Origin of the sequence: Bacteroides sp. ET489, from assembly GCF_030518095.1 — a bacterium.
In the GTDB taxonomy this organism is placed as follows: Bacteria; Bacteroidota; Bacteroidia; order Bacteroidales; family Bacteroidaceae; genus Bacteroides; species Bacteroides ndongoniae.
Map to the genome: position 1 here is coordinate 74,150 of NZ_JAULLJ010000012.1, position 17,756 is coordinate 91,905.

Here is a 17,756-nt window from a genome sequence, read left to right on the forward strand (position 1 = left end):
CGCAAGGGCGGTTTTCTCTTCTTAATCTATTTATCAATATGAATGTAAAGACTATATCGGCCGTTATGGTTGTGTCGTTTATCGTTTGTGCGGTCACGGTTTCAGGCCTTGGGCTGCTGTTTTGGTTGTCGCTGACCGTCTTCTCTTGGCCGTGTCTATACACTGGCAGGCACAAAGATACCCTGTCGGCCGAACTGGACAAAATATTCGGTAGTGACGAAGAACTCAGATGAATACATTTTGTGTGAAACAGTCAGTGTGTGCGGTCTGTGAAGATAGCACACCTTTTTTATGGGTGATTAGCTCAGTCAGGTAGAGCGGCGCATGTTTCGGGATTGGTTGTGTGTTTTCCATAGTTTGTTTTAAGGTTAGTTAGATATGCGCAGGTCGCGGCGTTCGAGTCCCGCATTACCCACTTGAAATATTAAATCCCAAAAAAGTTATGATACGAGAAATTGCAGTAGATGAAAGTTATCAGACAGTGCGGCTGTTTGATACGATGAAGCAGGGCGACATCTATAAAGTGCCCTACGACAAGAAGCGACACAGCGGCATCAAGCTGGAGGCATCGCGGCGCAACCGCGACTTGAGGCTGACGGGTGTGTTGAAGAATAAAATGGACGTGAAATACCGCGTGTCGGCCACCGAATATCCGGGCTACACGGCCATCATGTGTATAAAATAAACAAGGATAGGGGAGGAACGGATATGGTGAACGAAGATGTACTGAAAATCGTACTCAACGACAAGACCTTCGGCCGCGATCAGGCAGCCGACATCGTGGGTGGGCTGTCCCGCCTGATGCGTTTGGTGGGGCAAGGCCTGATCCGTGCCGAGAAGAGGACGAACAAGCAGAACGGGAAATGGTTCTGCAACGCTTGGGACGTGATTAAACATGCGCAACTGAAATAAACCAACCAATTCAATATCAATATTATGAGTCTGATTAAGAAATCCAATGAATTAGTAATTCCTTCCACCGTAAAGATGATGATTTACGGACAGGCAGGTATGGGTAAGACAACCGTGGCTTTGAGCGCACCGAAACCGCTTTTGTTAGACTTCGACAACGGCGTGAAACGTGTAAACATGGCTCACTTGGACGGCATCGACATCGTACAGGTAAGTTCTTGGCAGGACGTACAACAGGTTTTGCAAGAAGATCTTTCGGCCTACCAAACCATCGTAGTAGATACTATCGGTAAGATGATGGACTTCATCATTTCTTATAAGTGTGGCACACGCCAGCCGCAAATTAAGGATTGGGGAGGTATTAACGCCGAATTCTCTTGGATGACGCGCACGCTTTCTTCGCTGAACAAGAACGTGGTGTTCGTTGCCCATCGTGATACCCGCAAGGAAGGCGACGATACTGTATTTATCCCGGCCTTGCGCGAGAAGTCTTATAACTCAATCGTTACCGAACTCGATCTGCTGGGCTATCTGGAAATGCGAAACGAGAATGGCGCACAGAAGCGAACCATTACTTTCGACCCCACATCGCGCAACGACGGGAAGAATACCTGCAACCTGCCGGGTATCATGTTTGTGCCTAACATCCTCGACAAAAACGGCAATCCGACCGCAAAGAATGACTTCATCAACACCCAAGTCATTCAGCCATACCTGAACATGCTTCAGGTGAAGAAAGAAGAAGCTGCTAAGTACGACCGTGTGATAGCCGAAATCAAAGAGAACATCGAATTAATCACCGACGCCAATTCAGCCAATGAATTTGCTTCACACATCAACGAGTTCGATCATGTAGGAAGCTCATTGAATATGGCCAGAAACCTTTTCTCGGCCAAGGTAAAAGCCCTCGGGCTGATATTCGACAAAGAGACCAAGACCTATGCAGACAAAGCAGCCTAAGTTTAAGTTTTATGCCACGCTTCTCGATGCCTTCACTGGGTATCTGAGAAGCGATGTCATATACGAAAGGTATTGGGGATTCAGCGATAATCCACCGCATACCCCCGAAGAATTCAGAGAAAAGCAGTTTCAAAGCCTGATTGATACGATCAACCGCGTGCCGTTCGACAGCGAGGCAGCCGACAAGGGAACGGCTTTCAATGAAGTGATAGACTGCATGATTGAGAACCGGAAATCGGAAAAGGTACAGGTGGAAAGGTTGCTGTCGATCATGCCGGACGGCAAGCAAGTCGTAGCAGGATTGCAAGTTACTTACAACAACCGTCTGTTCGAGTTTCCTATATCCATCTGTCGCGAGTTTGCCGACTATTACAAAGGCGCGCTGACCCAGCAACAGGTGGAAGCCATCCTGCCCACTTGCTTTGGAAATGTTCTTTTGTACGGCTATATAGACGAGCTGATGCCCATGTCCATCCACGACATCAAGACCACCGGCAGTTACTACGTTGGCAAGTTCAAAGACCACTGGCAGCACATGGTTTATCCATACTGTCTGATGCAGGGCGGCAGCGATGTCAGGTTGTTCGAGTATAACATCACGGACTTTCGTGCGACCTACACCGAAAGCTATACTTTCGTTCCCGAGCGGGATATACCCATCCTCACTGAGCATTGTGAGGACTTTATCCGGTTCTTGAACGATAACAGAAATTTGATAACCAATAAGAAGATTTTTGCAGAAGATGCCTAACCAAATCACCGGACGCCTCCTGTCCATCGGGCAGACCGTCCAAATCCCAACCAAATCGGGGGCGACGTTCAAGAAGCGTGAGTTCCTGCTCGACGCAACCACTTACAACACCTACACCGGTGAACGAAGCCCGTACGACAACATCCTTCCGCTGGAATTGAGCGAAGAAAAGTGTGCCGAACTCGACCGATTCCACGTCGGCGACATCGTTACCGTATCGTTCGCCCTGCAAGGCCGACAGTGGCAGACGCAGGACGGAGAAGTGAAACGTATGATCGGCATCCGCTGCTACAAGCTGGAGCAACACAATGCGCATCAACAGGCACCAGCGGCTCAACAGCCGATGCAACAAACCGCATCCGACGCACAGCAGTATGCGCCCAAACCCGCATCCGCCGCAGCCGTGCCGACAATGGTAAACGCATTCCCGCCCAAGGTGGATGCAAACGGAAAACCTGAAGACGATCTTCCATTCTAACTATGATTTTCAACCTGCAAAACGAATACGAGATTCCCAAGTTCAAGGAATACATCAACCGCCTGTTCCGCGAGCGGGCCGTTATCGAGGTGAAGAAGAAACACCCCAACCGCACGCTCGCCCAGAACAGCTACCTGCACCTGCTGCTCGGTTACTTTGGCAGCCAGTACGGTTGCAGCCTCGATGAAGCCAAGATAGACTTCTACAAGCGGACGTGCAACCGCGAACTATTCGAGCGGAAAACCATCAACAAGCGAGGCCGCGAAGTAACCTACCTTCGCAGTTCGGCCGAGCTGACTACCGCCGAAATGACCCTCTCGATAGACCGCTTCCGCAACTGGTCGGCACACGTGGCAGGTATCTACTTGCCGTCGCCCGAAGAGCACCAGATGATTGTGTTTGCGCAGCAGGAGATTGAGAGAAACAATGAATTTTTATAGTAAAAAACAGACTACATCCCCGACTGGTTCATCCCCTCGGGAAGCAAATAAATCAATGTTCAACCCCGCTTTCACCAAAGTCTGACATTGGAGGCATTAATGTCTGACATTGGACCGACCAAAGTCTGACATTGGTGGAAGCACTAAAAACTCAATCATTATGGCTTTTTACAAGAAGCAATTTCACAAAGAAACGGGAGTTTACTACCCGCAAGCAGTCACAGTGGGCAACCCCGTGGAAACCAAAGAAGTAGCTGAACGACTCGCGCAGATCAGCACAGTAAGCAAATCAGATGTAGCCGCCGTCTTGGGCGACCTTGCCGGCGTGCTGGCCGACTTCATGAAGCAAGGCAAGTCCGTCCGCCTCGACGGGCTTGGCACATTTCGCCTGACGCTCGACACCACCGGCGTAAAAGAAGAGAAAGACTTCGACTTCAACAAGCAGGTCAAAGCCGTGCGCGTGCAGTTCACCCCGCAGCGCGAAGGCAACACCAAGCGCGGCGAAACCATTACCCGCGGACTGGTATCGACCGGCATCGAGTGGCTGCCCTTCAGTGCCGAAGCCGCCACTACCGATGACGGCACCGACGACACACAGCAGCCGGGCGAGGGCGGGGAAGATCCGCTGGGATAATTATTTAATGGATAATGGAAAATGGATAATTGATAATTAGTTCCACATTCTCCATTCTCAATTATTAATTCTCCATTCTCAATCCAAGGCGGTTCGTTCACATGGGAGGACGCTCCCGCACGGGAGAAAAGCCGGTTCGATTCCGGCACCGCCTGCAAAGAAACTTAATCAATAGGATTATGCCATACTACATCAAACGAAAACCCAAGAAGAAGAAAGAAAAACCCTTGCCACTCTTCGACCGTGCAGGCATCAAGGTCAAAAAGAAACCCGACCTGAAAGCAAAGCTCGACAAGGAGTTCAGCCGCTATATCCGGCTTCGCGATTGCATGCCCGGTGGATATTTCCGCTGTATCTCGTGCGGTCAGATAAAGCCATACGAACAGGCGGACTGCGGACACTTCCATTCGCGCCGCCACATGGCCACACGCTTCGACGAGGACAACGCCCACGCCGAGTGCCGGGCGTGCAACCGTTTCAGTGCCGACCATCTGATACGCTATGAGGCAAACCTGAAAGCTAAAATCGGGCAACAACGTTTCGACAAATTAGCTTGGAAAGCCGGTCAGGCACGAAAGTGGACCGACTTTGAATTAATCGAACTAACCAAGTATTACAAGGCTTTGGCCGACAAACTGAGCAAGGAGAAAGGACTATGACATACAAGCTACGTGATTATCAGCAGCAGGCCAGCGATGCCGCCGTCCGCTTCTTCAACGACAAAAGGACGAAGCGCAACGCCATCATGGTGCTGCCCACCGGTGCCGGAAAAAGTCTGGTGATAGCCGACATTGCCAGCCGCCTCGAAGGGCATACGCTGGTGTTTCAGCCCAGCAAGGAGATACTCGAACAGAACTACCTGAAGCTCTGTTCCTACGGCGTACTGGATTGCTCCATCTACTCCGCTTCCTTCGGCCGGAAAGAAATATCGCGCATCACCTTCGCCACCATCGGCAGCGTCAGCAACCATCCCGAACTCTTCCAGCACTTCCGCAACATCATCATCGACGAATGCCACCTTGTCAACCCCAAAGCAGGCATGTACAAGGAATTTCTCGCTATGCTGCGCTGCAAGGTGCTGGGGCTGACGGCCACGCCTTACCGCCTGTCGTCGAGCCGCGACTACGGATCGGAGCTGAAGTTCATCACCCGGACCCGTCCGTGCGTGTTCTCCGAGGTAATCTACCACGTCCAGGTATCAACGCTGCTCGACATGGGCTATCTTTCGAAGCTCAACTACTACCCGATGAACCCGTTTGGCTGGAACGAACTCAACCTTGAGGTGAACACCACCGGTGCCGACTACACCGACCGTTCCGTTGTCCGCGAATACGAACGCATCGACTTCTACGGCTTTCTGGTCAGCATCGTCCGCCGGCTGATGAACCCCAAGAGCGGCGTCAAGCGCAAGGGCATCCTTGTCTTTACCCGCTTCCTGAAAGAAGCCGAAAGGCTCACACGTTCCATTCCCGGTACGGCCATCGTCAGCGGTGACACGCCCAAAGCCACCCGCGAGATGATACTTCGGCAGTTCAAGTCCGGAGAAATACCCGTTGTAGCCAATGTCGGGGTACTCACTACCGGATTTGATTATCCAGAGCTGGACACCATCGTCATGGCCCGCCCCACGATGTCGCTCGCTCTGTGGTACCAGATAGTAGGCCGCGCCATCCGTCCGCATCCCGACAAGGAAGCGGGCTGGGTCGTTGACCTCTGTGGCAACCTGAAACGCTTTGGCGAAGTGAAAGATCTCCGCCTTGTGGACGGAGGCAACGGCAAGTGGGCGGTATATTCTAATAACAGACAATTAACCAATGTAAGATTTTAATCTATGAGAAGCGGATTTGTTTTCTACCGAAGCTGGTTTGAAGCAGTCAAGAATCTGCCGAGAGAGATGCAGGGAGAAGTGCTCACAGCTATAATAGAGTATGGCTTAAACGGAGAAACAACTGGATCACTGAAGCCGATTACGAGTGCTATGCTGGCAATGGTAAAACCTCAGATTGACGCGAATAACAAACGGATGGAGAACGGCTCTAAAGGTGGAAGGCCATGCAAGGCCACTTCCGCAGAAGAGCAGTCCTACAACCAAGTAGTAACCGAACAAGAACCAAACAATAACCAAACCAAAACCAAACCAAAACCAAAAGAAACCAAACCAAAACCAAACCGAAACCAAACCGAACCTAAAGAAAAAGATAAAGAAGACGATAAAGATAAAGAAAACTCTACTAGCGTAGAGTCAAAGAAAGACGCGGCTAAAGCCGCTACACTCTTACGGAAAGAAACCTTCTATCAGATACTCGTTCCATACGTCGGGCAATACACGAAGGAAATGATACGTTCCTTCTTCGACTACTGGAGCGAACTGAACCGATCAGGAACCAAAATGCGATACGAGCTGGAAAAAACATGGGAGCTATCCAAGCGGCTGGCCACTTGGGCTTCCCGCGAGCGGATGCCCGCAAAGGTGGACACTGGCATGATACTCACTAACAACTCAACTGAGAAATATAACACTCCTGAAGAACGAAAATGGGAAGAACGATGGAAACAATAAATTTTAAAACTACCCTCGACAGCCTGCGCGAAGTTGGTTTCAACCCAGTTCCCAACCAAGTGCATATAACCGTTCCCGGGGCTAAGGATGTGCTTTGGAGAGGCTTGAACTATTTCACAGACGGACAAGCCAAGTGGTTGCCGGAATATGATCAGATAGTCCAGTGGCTCACCGACAACCGTGGAAGGGGGCTATTATGTCACGGAAACTGCGGACGCGGAAAGTCGCTTATCTGCTGGAAAATTATTCCGTTACTGCTCAACCACTACTGCCGCAAGATAGTATCATGCTACGACGCCCAGCAGATGAACGCAGAACTTGACACCGTGAAGCAGAAGCACATCCTCTACATCGACGACGTTGGCACCGAAAGCATGGCCGTGAAGTATGGCGAGCGACGCCTTGCCTTCTGCGAGATAGTGGACGAAGCCGAGAAACGCGGCAAAATGCTTATGCTCACTACCAACCTGTCCCTCGACGAAATTTCCCAGAAGTACGGCGAGCGCACCATGGACCGACTGGTTGCTATCACCCGCCGCGTCAAGTTCGAAGGAACCAGCCTGCGCCGATAATCCCATGAGACTGACTATCTGCTGGACAAAGAAAGGCCGGCAAAAGGATTGCTACAACAGCATCCGCGAAAAATTCGTCCTCCCCGACTACATGACCGTGAACCACGAAACTCCATGCGACATCCGCCCGGAGGACATGGAGTTGTTGAGGGAATGCGAGAGGAGAGGATTTTTGATGATAAGATTTAAAAAGGAAACGAAATGCCAATAAGCGAAGTATATAACATGGACTGCATGGAATACATGCGAAACATACCGGATAAGTTCTTTGAGCTGGCGGTGGTGGACCCGCCGTACGGAATAAATGCGCCAAACATGACAATGGGCACCAATTTAAACCGGAAACATGGAGGGTATAATGGTGAAAGTGTAGCGCAACGGCTGAAAAAAGCAAGATTAAATCAAGGAGCGGGAAAGCTAAAAAACAGAGCATTAAATACAATGCAATGCGATTGGGATTTCAATCCGCCAAAGAAAGAATATTTTCAAGAACTTGTTAGAGTTTCAAAGAACCAGATTATTTGGGGAGGAAACTATTTCGAACTGCCACCTACGCGTTGCGTTTTATACTGGGATAAAATTCAGCCGTGGGAAAGCTTTTCCCAATTTGAATTAGCATGGACTTCGTTCGATTATCCGGCAGCTATTATTCACTTATCGAACAAGGGAGGAGACAATAAAGAGAAAAAGATTCACCCGACACAAAAACCCATAAAGCTGTATAAATGGGTTTTAGAAAAGTTTGCGAAGCAAGGAGACAAGATACTCGATACTCACTTAGGTTCCGGAAGCAGCCGAATTGCCGCTTACAAAATGGGTTTTGATTTCTACGCAACTGAGATTGACAAGGAATACTTCGAAGCACAGGAAAGAAGATTCAAGGAAGCATGCATGGGGCAGATTGAGACGGGGCACGGAACGTTAGTGCAAAAAACATTATTTGAATAATAACAGAAAATAATTAACCATGAGAACAATATCCCAAATCCAAACCCTTATCAACGCCGGCGTCGGAACAAGCATATCCGCCGGCGAACTGATGGAATACAATGTACCACCGGAGACAACCCTGAAGCTGGTATATATCCCAGTCGTCACCAGCCGCGCGGCATTCGAATACGCAGATGTAGTTTGCCAGATATGCGCCCGGAAAAGGTTGAACTACAAAGAACAGACCCGAACGCTCAAACAGGAGATGAAAGAATATGAGCGCGAAACGATGGGGATTGTAGGTCACGAGATAGAAGAAGACCTGAAAGACAAGGTAGATTTCTTCTTCGACGAAGCATACGGTCACATCGAGAAGTTGCAGCAGTCGGTTTATGCTGAAATGAAAAAGCAATGGCCCGATCTGACAGACTACACCTTGCTGCTCAACCTGTACATGTGCGTCATTTTGATAGACTATATCTGGAAGTTCGAGCGTGCCACAGCACAGTTCATTCAGAAAGCCACCATGTCGCCATACATTCCACGGCCCAATCAGCACCTTGTCAACATCCGCCGTGCGTGCATGTCCATTGCCGGAGAGCACGTACTTCCCAGTTCGGATAACATCCGTCTTGCAATCAAGATTCTGGCGATGAACATCGACAAGATGGTAAAGGTAGAGTTTAATTAATAAAAATGAGAAAGCATAATGGCAAACAAGAACACATTACCTCCAACCAAGGAGCGCAAGTCAGATACCAGCAAGAACGGTAACGACCTGACCGAATATATTCAGAGACAGTTGACACGTGAAAGGAATCTTTATCCATTGCGGATTAATGCAACTACCGTCATTTACGTCACCAAAGCAAAGTGTACGAAAGAGTATGCTGATTGGTATAGAAGAGAACGATTAAGAATTAAATGATATGTGAGAGCTTTGAAGGAGGATAATTCATGAAAAAGATACTAAACATCATCAAAGAAATACTTGGCGTGATAGCCTACGGATCAGGAATGACTTTGGTTGTGATAGAGCTGTATTATAGATTTAGCGTGATTGAGCTGGTATTGATAGCTACATGTTCGACAATTCTGTACATTGGTTTGTCCAAGACATTGAAAAACCTTGAAGGAGATTAAGAGCATTTTAAGAGCAAATTAAGAGTAATTTAAGAGCAATGGCATCATTAATCGACGAAGCAAAACATGCAAGAGGACGAAGCAGGCGATGCAATAACTGTCCTCTTGTCTATTGTATGTGCAATCCGGAAGTTGCCAAAGTATGCACCGACAACTTTATTGAAGGATTTATTAAGGGTGCAAAGTTTATTCAATCTAAAATGAAAGACTATGAAAGCAAAGGTAAAAGCGACAGGTGAAGTAATAGATGTAGAAATTGATAAATGCGCTGTTCCAGTAATAGGCTACGGAGCAAGCTATGTTTATTTAGGAAGTAATGGTAAAGCTTACCTTGATATACAGTTGGATTTTATTAATGTTTACCCAGACTGGAAGCACGTAAAAGTACAGGCGGCTATTGCGGCGATGCAAGGATTTTGTTTAAATACCGATATACTGCGGTTAGCCAAAAGTGATACTAAAGACAAACCTTCAACAGTCATAGCTAAGATTGCAGTAGAACAAGCCAATGCGCTCATTGAAGAACTTAAAAAGACAATGTGATATGAGTGAAAAGCGAAAATCAATGGAATATGTAGAAGCAAAAATCCGTCAGCTTGATAAGGATAATATAATTGAAAAAGAAGGTATTTCAAAAGCAATGCAACAACCTTATTTTGACGGTTACGACTTAATGTATGCTTATGAAAAAGGATATAATGAGGCGTTGGAGTATGTTTATTCAATAATAAAAGATAAGTGATATGGAAACAAAATACGTAAGAGTACCTTTTGAGGTGGAGTTAGCAAAACGCATACAGAACAAGGAATTCGAAGGTAGAATTGTTACACGTGACGGAATTCATGTTAGAGTTGTTTGCTGGGACAAAATAGATGACGATTCTCCTATTGTCGCTCTTTTAAAATATAGAGAAAAAGAAGTTGTTGAAACATTTATGATTGACGGAAGGTGGCATTGTGAGGGCGACGAAGAAAGCAATTTGGACTTACTTCTTGAAATCCCCGAATACATGACGTTTAAGGATGGAGATATACTAATTTGCGAATGTGGAACTCCGTTTATTTACAAAGATACAAAAGATAGACATGGTAACTTTAGTGCGTATTGTTGCATAGACCTTCAAGGTAATATTTTTTTCGATATGAAAGGTTGGACTTATTCGATAAAAGGTCATGCGAATGAAGAACAGAAAAAAATTATTATTGAAGCACTGAAAGAAAGCAAAGAGCCGAAAGCCAAAGAATATCTCAAACGCTTTTTTCCAAATCATTCCAATTCTTCAAACATTGGAAAGGATTGTGAGTTTAAACCTAAAGATTGGGTTCTTACAAGAGAAGGAATTGAAGATAGATGGTGTTTGAATATATTTTCTCACAGGGTATGGGATGAAGATGAAAAATGTTACCTCTATTATTGCGTAGGTGGATGGGACTATGAGTGCATACCTTACAACGAACAAACAGCACACTTATTAGGAACAACAGAAAGTTATGAATCATATGAAATTCAAATCACAAATCTCCACTACCAGAAGGCAGTCGGAAAAATTGCTTGCACTGGGGATAAAGCCTGAAACGGCAGATTGCCATATCGAAATGTCCCCAAGCGGAATGGACTATACGTATATTACTCAAAACTATCACTGCCCTGCGAGTAATACCATACCTTCATGGAGTTTTAACCGTTTGCTGGAGCTGATTCCAAAGTCGTTAGAACAAACAAACCGCCCGAATGCCGATTTGGAAATCTCCAGCGACAGAATGTATTGGTTTGTTACCTATGAAGAATTAGGTTATGATGTGAAGCACCAAGAAATGAAAAAAGATTTATTTGATGCTGTCATTTCAACGATTGAGTGGCTTATAAGAGAAAAATATTTTTATAAAGAATACCTGAAATGAAGAACCTGAACGACCTAAGAGATAAAGCCTACCAGTGCGCAGTCGCCCACGGATGGCATGAAGGAAACCTGAGTGATGAACATTTCCTATGTCTTGTCATATCTGAGCTGATGGAAGCTGTGGAAGCAGACCGGAAAGGAAAAAATGCAGATACTAAAAAGTTCAATCAGGAATTGGATTACTACATACACGAGATGAAGCTGTATGGAGAAAACTATGATAAAGCCTATCGTGATACGTTTGAATATTATCTTAAAGATAGCGTAGAGGATGAACTTTCCGATGCATGCATCAGACTGCTGGATCTGGCTGGACTTCGCAACTGCGAATTGTTGTACATGGATAGCTTATATATAGAGGAAATATCATTCACGGAATTTTCTTACATGTTTTGCTCATTTATCACCAACCCAGATAAAAGCCAAAAGGATTGGTTGAAACTACATATAAGTTGTTCTTTGGGAAGAATATTTTCTTGGTGTAGAGCAAAAAACATAGATATTGCATGGCATATCGAGCAGAAGATGAAGTACAACGAGCTTCGCCCGTTTATGCACGGAGGGAAAGCATACTAAAAAAGGGAACCAGCCCACACGATTAGAAGCCAACTCCCACACACGATTATGATGCAAATATAAGAATTTCAATCATAATAATCGTTCTATGACAAAAGAATTTTCATCAATCGTGGAGTTGAAATCCATACGTAAACTGAAATCAAGATTATCTGAGAGAGAGAATGAGCTTTCCTCCCCTATCCTAACCGACTTTTCACTCATTCCTGAGCTTTATTCCTGGTTCAAAGAGTTGCTGGCTGGGATGGCTTGCCCGCCCAATCCTGAAAGCGTCACCCAGCGGAAGAAGTTTCTCTTCATCGTTCTGTTCCTGTTCGCCCCCAGCGTGCTGGCCGGCGGTCGGTTGCCGAACGGAATCCGGGCCGAGATTTCCGGTGTGTTCCCGGATGTGTCCCCGTGTGTAATATCGAACAATATCGCCGATGTTTCCTTTATCTACCAGCAGTATAAGGATTTCCGCCAGGATATAGAGTATCTTTACAACCAAATTATAGAAAGGTTGAAAAACAAAGGACTAATCAAGTAAAAAGCCGGAGCGTTATGCTTCCGGCTATATATTATTTCCTAAAATGTTTCTCAAAATATTTTTGCGAACTACTTGTTGGTAAAACGATAGGAATAGAAAATTTAATTTTACTTATACTCTCATTTTGTTGTGTATTTTCAGACGAAATACCAGCATTTATAATTTTAGCAATTCCGAGTCCAGATTTGTTCCCTTCTTTTTCTGTTACAGATATTGCAATGTCCATATCTATGTTTTGCACTTTGGATCTTGATGAATAGTTGTCATATTCATTTTCGTCCAAAATATATAAACCATCTTTAACTTCCTGAATATTATCAGGGCAAATTACTACATTGGTATCTTTATACTTCTCTTGAGTTTCTTTCACCGCGTCAATTATTTGGCTTAATGACTCTTTAATAAATTCTTTAAGTTCCATAATTATTCTCCTTCTCTATTTTTATTTTATACGATAAACCCCGAACCATAAGGAACGGGGCTGGAATAGTTTTAATTATTCATTAAATATCGTCTAACGCTTCACTTTCTTCTTCTTTCTTTTTTAGCTCATAATTAATATTATCCTCGTAGCCTATTTGAATATAACCGAACTGAGATATTTCTACAGCGGCATCCCCCAATGGCAATTTGTAAAATGATATATAATGGCATTTTTCTTTCCTTAGTGCTTGTAATTCATATCCATCTCCCTCATAATAAGGCTTTGAGAAAAACTCATAGTGCTTTTCAGGTTCACCATACTTTTTAGTAAACAGTTCTTTCATATCTGAATAATCAGATTTCAAAGAACTCCAAGATTCTTTTTTATTATAATTAACTGTCGCTTTCCATACAGTTTTGGATTTAGGAGTTGCCAATATATATATTGTAGCGTAATTCCCTGCAAAATTGCCTTCCATAACTGCTACGTAATCTCTTGGATATTCTTTGAATGTAAATCCCTCTTTACTTAATTGTAAAACAAAATCTGAAAGTTTCCCATCTAATGGAATACCTTTAAATTCTAAATGTTGGGAATCTTGTGCAAATGAAGGCAATGCAATAATAAAGCCTATCAATAAAAACAATATTTTCTTCATATTCCTAATTTTATGATTAAACATTCGGATTCAATTTTATCTCCTTTCCACAATGAGGGCAGTGTATTACCCCCTCTTTGGGTTTATCAAAGAGTTCTGTTACTGGCACATCTAAAGCGGTGGCGATTTCTTCAAGTCGGCTTATGTTAGGATTTCCATTAAGGGACTTAGAGAGTCCAACTTCCGTTATTCCTATCATGCTCGCAAGGTCTTTAAGCATTATACCTTTTTCTCTGCAAATTTCCTTTATTCTAAAATTCATAATTAAACTATTTGTTTATGTTGCAAATATACTCAAAATTTATAAATAGTATAAGAAAATCACAAAAATAATACTATCAGATTAATTATTAATACTTATTAACTATATTCTTATTGCTATTAATTATACTATCTGTATATTTGCACTGTGATAATTAAACAGATTGTATAATTAATAAATACACACGATTATGAAGACATTGAACGAAGAAATCCAAGAGATCAAAAACATGAAAGGTTCTAAGGCTGCAAAGAAAGAGGCTTTCATCAAGTTAGGTTTGAGAAAGTATGAGATTGAACTTCTGCTTTCAGAACTGCCTAAACAAGTCAGAGAGGTACACAAGTTTACTTTTGGCGTTGAGATTGAATGTCTGGTAGCTGCCAGCCTTATGAGAGAAAGCGCAACAAGAAACAAAATGCCTTTTCAGTATGAGGGTTACAACCACACAGACAACAACCACTACTACAAGTTCGTTTCTGATTCATCTATCAGAGGCGAAAATCCTATCGAATGTGTGTCGCCGGTTCTAACAGGCAGAGAGGGCATGAAAAGCCTTGAAAACTGCTGCAAAGCGTTGAATGAAGCTGGCGCACAGGTAAACCGTTCAACGGGATTGCACGTCCACATCGGTGCTCAAAATCTGTCTGACGAAGCTTATATCAACGTATTCAAGAACTATCAAAAGTTAGAGAGAGTAATTGATACGTTTATGGCGAGATCAAGGCGTGCCAACAACAGCCAATGGTGCAGAACACTACAAGGTAGAAACTTTATGTGGTGTACGACAAAATCGGATATTTTCGACGCCATGAACTGCGACAGATATTTCAAGGTCAACGCCTGTTCTTATGCTCGCCATAAAACTATTGAGTTCAGACAGCATCAAGGCTCAACAGACTTCGAAAAGATCTCTAACTGGGTAAACTTTTGTGCTAAGCTGGTGGCATGGTCTAAGAAGAACGTGCTAAGTTCAGAGATTACTTCAATAGACGAGATACCTTTCTTGACAAAGAAAGAAAAATCATTCTTCAAATCACGTGCTGAGGTTCTTGCATGAGCCTCACACAATTAAAATCAATCAATTATGTGTTGCATTATCTATAAGCCAAAAGGTGTCCAGATGCCGAGTCTGGACACTCTTGCAAAAATCAAGAAGCTAAACCACAACGGTTATGGGTTCGTTTCAACCAATCATTTTCATAAGGGATTGGATTATCGGACATTCTTACGCCACCTGTCAGAGGTTAGTGACGACGAAGATTGCATTCTTCATTTCAGACTGGCCACGAATGGGTCTATATGTAGGGCTAACTGCCACCCGTTCGTCGAGAACGGCGTTTATTTCGCCCACAACGGCGTTTTAAACGTATATCCAGTTGGCGACATGACAGACAGCGAAATCGCTTTCAGAACAATGGTTTATCCTGCCATCAAGAAATACGGATATGGTAGCCAAGAAGTCTATCGTCTTATCAATTCGTTTATCGGATATTCAAAATTCGCCCTCATGTACAGGGGTGAAGTTAGATTGTATGGTGATTATACCAAAATTAATGGTGTGTATTACTCTAATTTAAGATGGTTATGAAATCAATAAACGTAAATGGCTGCAGCGTATGCCAACCCGGTAGTGAGAACTATTGTACCTACACTACCAAATTAAGAGGCAAAAAAGTAAAAATGTATCAATACGATTATAAAGCAGATTCAGGTGAGTTGTTTTCTTGCTGTGCCCCAACGCTGGAAAAGTGCAGGGAGAAACGTGACATGTGGATGAAAAGCAAACATTTGGCATAATGTTTCGTATATATTGAATTGTTATTGAAAATTGTCTTCATAATGAGGTATCTTTGTACAGATACCATCGCGGGTTAGAGAAAAAGACATCTCGCTACTTTGACTTGGTAGAGACAGGTGGGGCGGTACCACCACCCGCAACTAATTTTAAAACTTACACGATTATGAAAATGCTTACTTTACAAATTAACAAAGAATGTTTTCAAGACATCCTTAATGGCAAACAAAGCGTAGAGCACAGATACGTTTATCCTTCTAACGTAACAAGATATGTCTATTTTAGACACAAAGGTATAGATTACAAACGGCAAGAAGATATACCTGATGATGGCGAAAATATAGAGGTTATACCTGCCAAATATGATGCTTTATACCTGATAAATGGTAGGAGAAAAAATGCTCCACGACTTAAAGTGGAAGTAAAATCCGCAGAGTATATCATCTTCACAGATGAAGATGGCAATGACCTTACAAAAACAGAAAACGGTGTAGAATATCTGATAAGTCAGGTATGGTATCATCTTGGCAAAGTGATAAGTACGGAAAATGTCTAACTTTTAAAAACTTAAAGTAGAGTCGCAAGAACAATCAACAGAATTGCCGGACCAAGAAGAAATATGAATGGTGCCGGTTTAGGCGGTAGATTGGTAGCCAACCGTCGAAACACATCAAGTGCCTCACAATTAGGTAGTAGAGAACAAAGGCGATATGATTTAAATGTTGCCTTTAGTGGAGCTGGGGGTAAGTAATGAACAAATATTTACTCTCTATGCAAATAATACAGGGTATCCGTGAAAAAACGGATACTGCTGTATTGTATTATTCTGCGGGAGGTAAGGATAGTATAGTCTTATTAGATATGCTCGCTGGCATATTTGATAAGGTTATATGTTATTATATGTATCTTATTCCCGATTTAGATCATGTTCAACCTTATATAAGATGGGCAGAAAGACGATACAAGAATGTAGAAGTTCGACAAATAAAGCATTTTCAACGTGATTATTATGATTCTTGTGGCTTTTTTCGTGAGCCAAATTCCGCAATCAAGCCAAGAAAAATAGGTGAAATAGAGCAAGCTGTAAGAGATGAAACAGGAATTTCATACGGATTTAGCGGGATGAAAGGAGTGGATGGTTATATGAAGCGAATGCGGTTAAAGAGATTCGCAAAGACTGGTTATGTAACAGAAAAGGGTATGGTATATCCTCTTGCGTTATGGACAAATAAGGAGGTGCTTCATTACATCAATCAAAGAAATCTGATAAAGCCGTTTGTGTATGATGCCAATGCAATAAGCCAGGGGTTCACTATAGACCTCAAGACGCTTTTGTTGATGAAGAATAAATATCCAAATGATTATGCGAGAATCCTTGATGAGTTCCCGTATTGCGAAAAATTGATATTTGATTATGAAAAAGAACAAAATAAATCAGCCGGAAAGTCGTGAGATTAGAAGAAGTGACATAAACTTCGCCAATTACAATCCTCGGACAATCACGCAAGAAGCACGGAGAAGTCTAAAGGCAAATTTGAAGCGTGTCGGTCTACTAGGTGGTATAGTCTGGAATGAAGAGACCGGAAATCTAGTTTCTGGGCATCAGAGAGTGTCAGTAATGGATGAAGTAAATAGATATAATCCGGTTACGAAAGATAACGATTATCCGATTCGGGTTGAAGTTGTCCACATGGATGGAAAAACCGAAAAAGAACAGAATATTTTCATGAATAGTAGAAGTGTTCAAGGAGAGTTTGATTCCGATATGTTGAAAGAACTGCTTGATGGAATAGACTATAATCTGGCCGGACTTAATGATTTTGACCTTAACATGCTTGGTGTTGGTGATATAGATTTAAACATAAACGACGAAATCTGGAGTAAAAACAATGTGTTGGACGATTCGCTGTCTGTTATTGATGAAATGACTAGGAACGGTGTAGAAGATAAGAATGTTGACCGTTCGAATAATTTCTATGAGGATTCTAAAGAGAATCAGATTGCACGCCATAATGAAGTGCAAAAGATAAAAGACAGGATAGGCAGTCAGAATAGTTTCGAAAAGGATAATGGAATGCTAAGTTATGTCGTTTTGTCTTTCAAAAGTCCAACAGAAAGGGCAAACTTCATGGAAATGTTCGGTTATGGATTTGATGAACGTTATATTGACGGAAAGGAATTTATGGACAGGGTTGAATTTGGAATTGAGTAACCAAAGTAAACAAGTACGCGCG

Annotated in this window: 31 protein-coding genes and 2 tRNA genes; 30 read left to right on the plus strand and 3 right to left on the minus strand. The window is 43.5% G+C overall.

Annotation, left to right across the window (positions count from 1 at the left end; all coding sequences use genetic code 11):
- Positions 1-38: 38 nt before the first annotated feature.
- The 24 genes from Q3C19_RS08900 to Q3C19_RS09015 all read left to right on the plus strand — a co-directional run bounded on the left by Q3C19_RS08900 (position 39) and on the right by Q3C19_RS09015 (position 12,383).
- On the plus strand, positions 39-233 hold the full coding sequence (locus tag Q3C19_RS08900) for a hypothetical protein (protein ID WP_302728718.1): 195 nt from the start codon (positions 39-41) through the stop codon (positions 231-233).
- A 60-nt stretch (positions 234-293) separates the two neighbouring features.
- Positions 294-415 (plus strand) — tRNA-OTHER (locus Q3C19_RS08905).
- Between the two features lie 27 nt (positions 416-442).
- Positions 443-685, plus strand: coding sequence for a hypothetical protein (locus Q3C19_RS08910; RefSeq protein ID WP_277121780.1), 243 nt, complete (start codon positions 443-445; stop codon positions 683-685).
- A gap of 23 nt (positions 686-708) precedes the next feature.
- Complete coding sequence (locus tag Q3C19_RS08915) at positions 709-912, plus strand: hypothetical protein (RefSeq protein WP_277121779.1); 204 nt, start codon at positions 709-711, stop codon at positions 910-912.
- Between the two features lie 24 nt (positions 913-936).
- Positions 937-1,872 carry an ATP-binding protein gene (locus Q3C19_RS08920; protein WP_302728721.1) on the plus strand — a complete coding sequence of 312 codons (936 nt, stop codon included), beginning with the start codon at positions 937-939 and terminating at the stop codon, positions 1,870-1,872.
- Positions 1,853-2,623, plus strand: a complete 771-nt coding sequence (locus tag Q3C19_RS08925) for an HNH endonuclease (protein ID WP_302728723.1) — start codon at positions 1,853-1,855, stop codon at positions 2,621-2,623. Before Q3C19_RS08920 ends, Q3C19_RS08925 begins: the two co-directional genes overlap by 20 nt.
- The gene (locus tag Q3C19_RS08930) at positions 2,616-3,101 is read left to right on the plus strand and encodes a DUF3127 domain-containing protein (RefSeq protein WP_302728807.1); all 486 of its coding nucleotides are present in this window, start codon (positions 2,616-2,618) and stop codon (positions 3,099-3,101) included. The genes Q3C19_RS08925 and Q3C19_RS08930 overlap by 8 nt, the downstream gene beginning before the upstream one ends.
- A 2-nt stretch (positions 3,102-3,103) precedes the next feature.
- Positions 3,104-3,541 (plus strand): hypothetical protein, encoded by a 438-nt coding sequence (locus Q3C19_RS08935; RefSeq protein WP_302728725.1) that lies wholly within the window; start codon positions 3,104-3,106, stop codon positions 3,539-3,541.
- 109 nt (positions 3,542-3,650) lie between these two features.
- Complete coding sequence (locus Q3C19_RS08940; RefSeq protein ID WP_368045232.1) at positions 3,651-4,175, plus strand: HU family DNA-binding protein; 525 nt, start codon at positions 3,651-3,653, stop codon at positions 4,173-4,175.
- 86 nt (positions 4,176-4,261) lie between these two features.
- Positions 4,262-4,330, plus strand: a tRNA-OTHER gene (locus tag Q3C19_RS08945).
- 24 nt (positions 4,331-4,354) lie between these two features.
- On the plus strand, positions 4,355-4,834 hold the full coding sequence (locus Q3C19_RS08950; protein ID WP_302728727.1) for a recombination protein NinG: 480 nt from the start codon (positions 4,355-4,357) through the stop codon (positions 4,832-4,834).
- Positions 4,831-6,003, plus strand: a complete 1,173-nt coding sequence (locus tag Q3C19_RS08955; RefSeq protein WP_302728730.1) for a DEAD/DEAH box helicase — start codon at positions 4,831-4,833, stop codon at positions 6,001-6,003. The genes Q3C19_RS08950 and Q3C19_RS08955 overlap by 4 nt, the downstream gene beginning before the upstream one ends.
- Positions 6,004-6,006: 3 nt before the next feature.
- Positions 6,007-6,735, plus strand: a complete 729-nt coding sequence (locus Q3C19_RS08960) for a DUF6291 domain-containing protein (protein ID WP_302728732.1) — start codon at positions 6,007-6,009, stop codon at positions 6,733-6,735.
- Positions 6,723-7,307 (plus strand): hypothetical protein, encoded by a 585-nt coding sequence (locus tag Q3C19_RS08965; RefSeq protein ID WP_302728734.1) that lies wholly within the window; start codon positions 6,723-6,725, stop codon positions 7,305-7,307. The genes Q3C19_RS08960 and Q3C19_RS08965 overlap by 13 nt, the downstream gene beginning before the upstream one ends.
- Before the next feature lie 4 nt (positions 7,308-7,311).
- Positions 7,312-7,518 (plus strand): hypothetical protein, encoded by a 207-nt coding sequence (locus Q3C19_RS08970; protein WP_302728736.1) that lies wholly within the window; start codon positions 7,312-7,314, stop codon positions 7,516-7,518.
- Between the two features lie 23 nt (positions 7,519-7,541).
- Complete coding sequence (locus Q3C19_RS08975) at positions 7,542-8,255, plus strand: DNA methyltransferase (protein ID WP_302728738.1); 714 nt, start codon at positions 7,542-7,544, stop codon at positions 8,253-8,255.
- A gap of 19 nt (positions 8,256-8,274) precedes the next feature.
- The gene (locus Q3C19_RS08980) at positions 8,275-8,928 is read left to right on the plus strand and encodes a hypothetical protein (protein WP_302728740.1); all 654 of its coding nucleotides are present in this window, start codon (positions 8,275-8,277) and stop codon (positions 8,926-8,928) included.
- A gap of 18 nt (positions 8,929-8,946) precedes the next feature.
- Entirely contained in the window at positions 8,947-9,165 is a 219-nt protein-coding gene (locus Q3C19_RS08985; RefSeq protein ID WP_302728742.1) for a hypothetical protein, read from the plus strand.
- A gap of 425 nt (positions 9,166-9,590) precedes the next feature.
- The gene (locus tag Q3C19_RS08990) at positions 9,591-9,923 is read left to right on the plus strand and encodes a hypothetical protein (RefSeq protein WP_302728744.1); all 333 of its coding nucleotides are present in this window, start codon (positions 9,591-9,593) and stop codon (positions 9,921-9,923) included.
- Position 9,924: 1 nt separating this feature from the next.
- Positions 9,925-10,122 (plus strand): hypothetical protein, encoded by a 198-nt coding sequence (locus tag Q3C19_RS08995; RefSeq protein ID WP_302728745.1) that lies wholly within the window; start codon positions 9,925-9,927, stop codon positions 10,120-10,122.
- 1 nt (position 10,123) lies between these two features.
- Positions 10,124-10,954 (plus strand): hypothetical protein, encoded by an 831-nt coding sequence (locus Q3C19_RS09000; protein WP_302728746.1) that lies wholly within the window; start codon positions 10,124-10,126, stop codon positions 10,952-10,954.
- Between the two features lie 37 nt (positions 10,955-10,991).
- Positions 10,992-11,282: a hypothetical protein gene (locus Q3C19_RS09005; RefSeq protein WP_302728747.1), complete on the plus strand. Its 291-nt coding sequence runs from the start codon at positions 10,992-10,994 to the stop codon at positions 11,280-11,282.
- Positions 11,279-11,857 carry a hypothetical protein gene (locus tag Q3C19_RS09010; RefSeq protein ID WP_302728748.1) on the plus strand — a complete coding sequence of 193 codons (579 nt, stop codon included), beginning with the start codon at positions 11,279-11,281 and terminating at the stop codon, positions 11,855-11,857. Before Q3C19_RS09005 ends, Q3C19_RS09010 begins: the two co-directional genes overlap by 4 nt.
- 88 nt (positions 11,858-11,945) lie before the next feature.
- Entirely contained in the window at positions 11,946-12,383 is a 438-nt protein-coding gene (locus Q3C19_RS09015) for a hypothetical protein (protein ID WP_302728750.1), read from the plus strand.
- A 31-nt stretch (positions 12,384-12,414) separates the two neighbouring features.
- Here Q3C19_RS09015 and Q3C19_RS09020 read toward each other — a convergent pair whose 3' ends face one another.
- The 3 genes from Q3C19_RS09020 to Q3C19_RS09030 form a co-directional block, all read right to left on the minus strand.
- Positions 12,415-12,804, minus strand: coding sequence for a hypothetical protein (locus Q3C19_RS09020; RefSeq protein ID WP_302728752.1), 390 nt, complete (start codon positions 12,802-12,804; stop codon positions 12,415-12,417).
- A gap of 82 nt (positions 12,805-12,886) precedes the next feature.
- On the minus strand, positions 12,887-13,465 hold the full coding sequence (locus Q3C19_RS09025) for a hypothetical protein (RefSeq protein WP_302728754.1): 579 nt from the start codon (positions 13,463-13,465) through the stop codon (positions 12,887-12,889).
- A 16-nt stretch (positions 13,466-13,481) separates the two neighbouring features.
- Positions 13,482-13,727, minus strand: coding sequence for a helix-turn-helix domain-containing protein (locus Q3C19_RS09030; protein WP_302728756.1), 246 nt, complete (start codon positions 13,725-13,727; stop codon positions 13,482-13,484).
- A 190-nt stretch (positions 13,728-13,917) separates the two neighbouring features.
- Here Q3C19_RS09030 and Q3C19_RS09035 point away from each other — a divergent pair, with 190 nt between their 5' ends.
- The 6 genes from Q3C19_RS09035 to Q3C19_RS09060 all read left to right on the plus strand — a co-directional run bounded on the left by Q3C19_RS09035 (position 13,918) and on the right by Q3C19_RS09060 (position 17,734).
- On the plus strand, positions 13,918-14,784 hold the full coding sequence (locus tag Q3C19_RS09035) for an amidoligase family protein (protein WP_302728758.1): 867 nt from the start codon (positions 13,918-13,920) through the stop codon (positions 14,782-14,784).
- Between the two features lie 63 nt (positions 14,785-14,847).
- Positions 14,848-15,315 (plus strand): class II glutamine amidotransferase, encoded by a 468-nt coding sequence (locus Q3C19_RS09040; RefSeq protein WP_277122665.1) that lies wholly within the window; start codon positions 14,848-14,850, stop codon positions 15,313-15,315.
- Entirely contained in the window at positions 15,312-15,524 is a 213-nt protein-coding gene (locus Q3C19_RS09045) for a DUF3873 family protein (protein WP_277122663.1), read from the plus strand. The genes Q3C19_RS09040 and Q3C19_RS09045 overlap by 4 nt, the downstream gene beginning before the upstream one ends.
- Positions 15,525-15,688: 164 nt before the next feature.
- Positions 15,689-16,078 (plus strand): hypothetical protein, encoded by a 390-nt coding sequence (locus Q3C19_RS09050; protein WP_302728761.1) that lies wholly within the window; start codon positions 15,689-15,691, stop codon positions 16,076-16,078.
- Between the two features lie 215 nt (positions 16,079-16,293).
- Positions 16,294-16,974: a phosphoadenosine phosphosulfate reductase family protein gene (locus tag Q3C19_RS09055; RefSeq protein ID WP_302728763.1), complete on the plus strand. Its 681-nt coding sequence runs from the start codon at positions 16,294-16,296 to the stop codon at positions 16,972-16,974.
- Positions 16,937-17,734 (plus strand): hypothetical protein, encoded by a 798-nt coding sequence (locus Q3C19_RS09060; RefSeq protein ID WP_302728765.1) that lies wholly within the window; start codon positions 16,937-16,939, stop codon positions 17,732-17,734. Before Q3C19_RS09055 ends, Q3C19_RS09060 begins: the two co-directional genes overlap by 38 nt.
- Positions 17,735-17,756 lie beyond the last annotated feature (22 nt).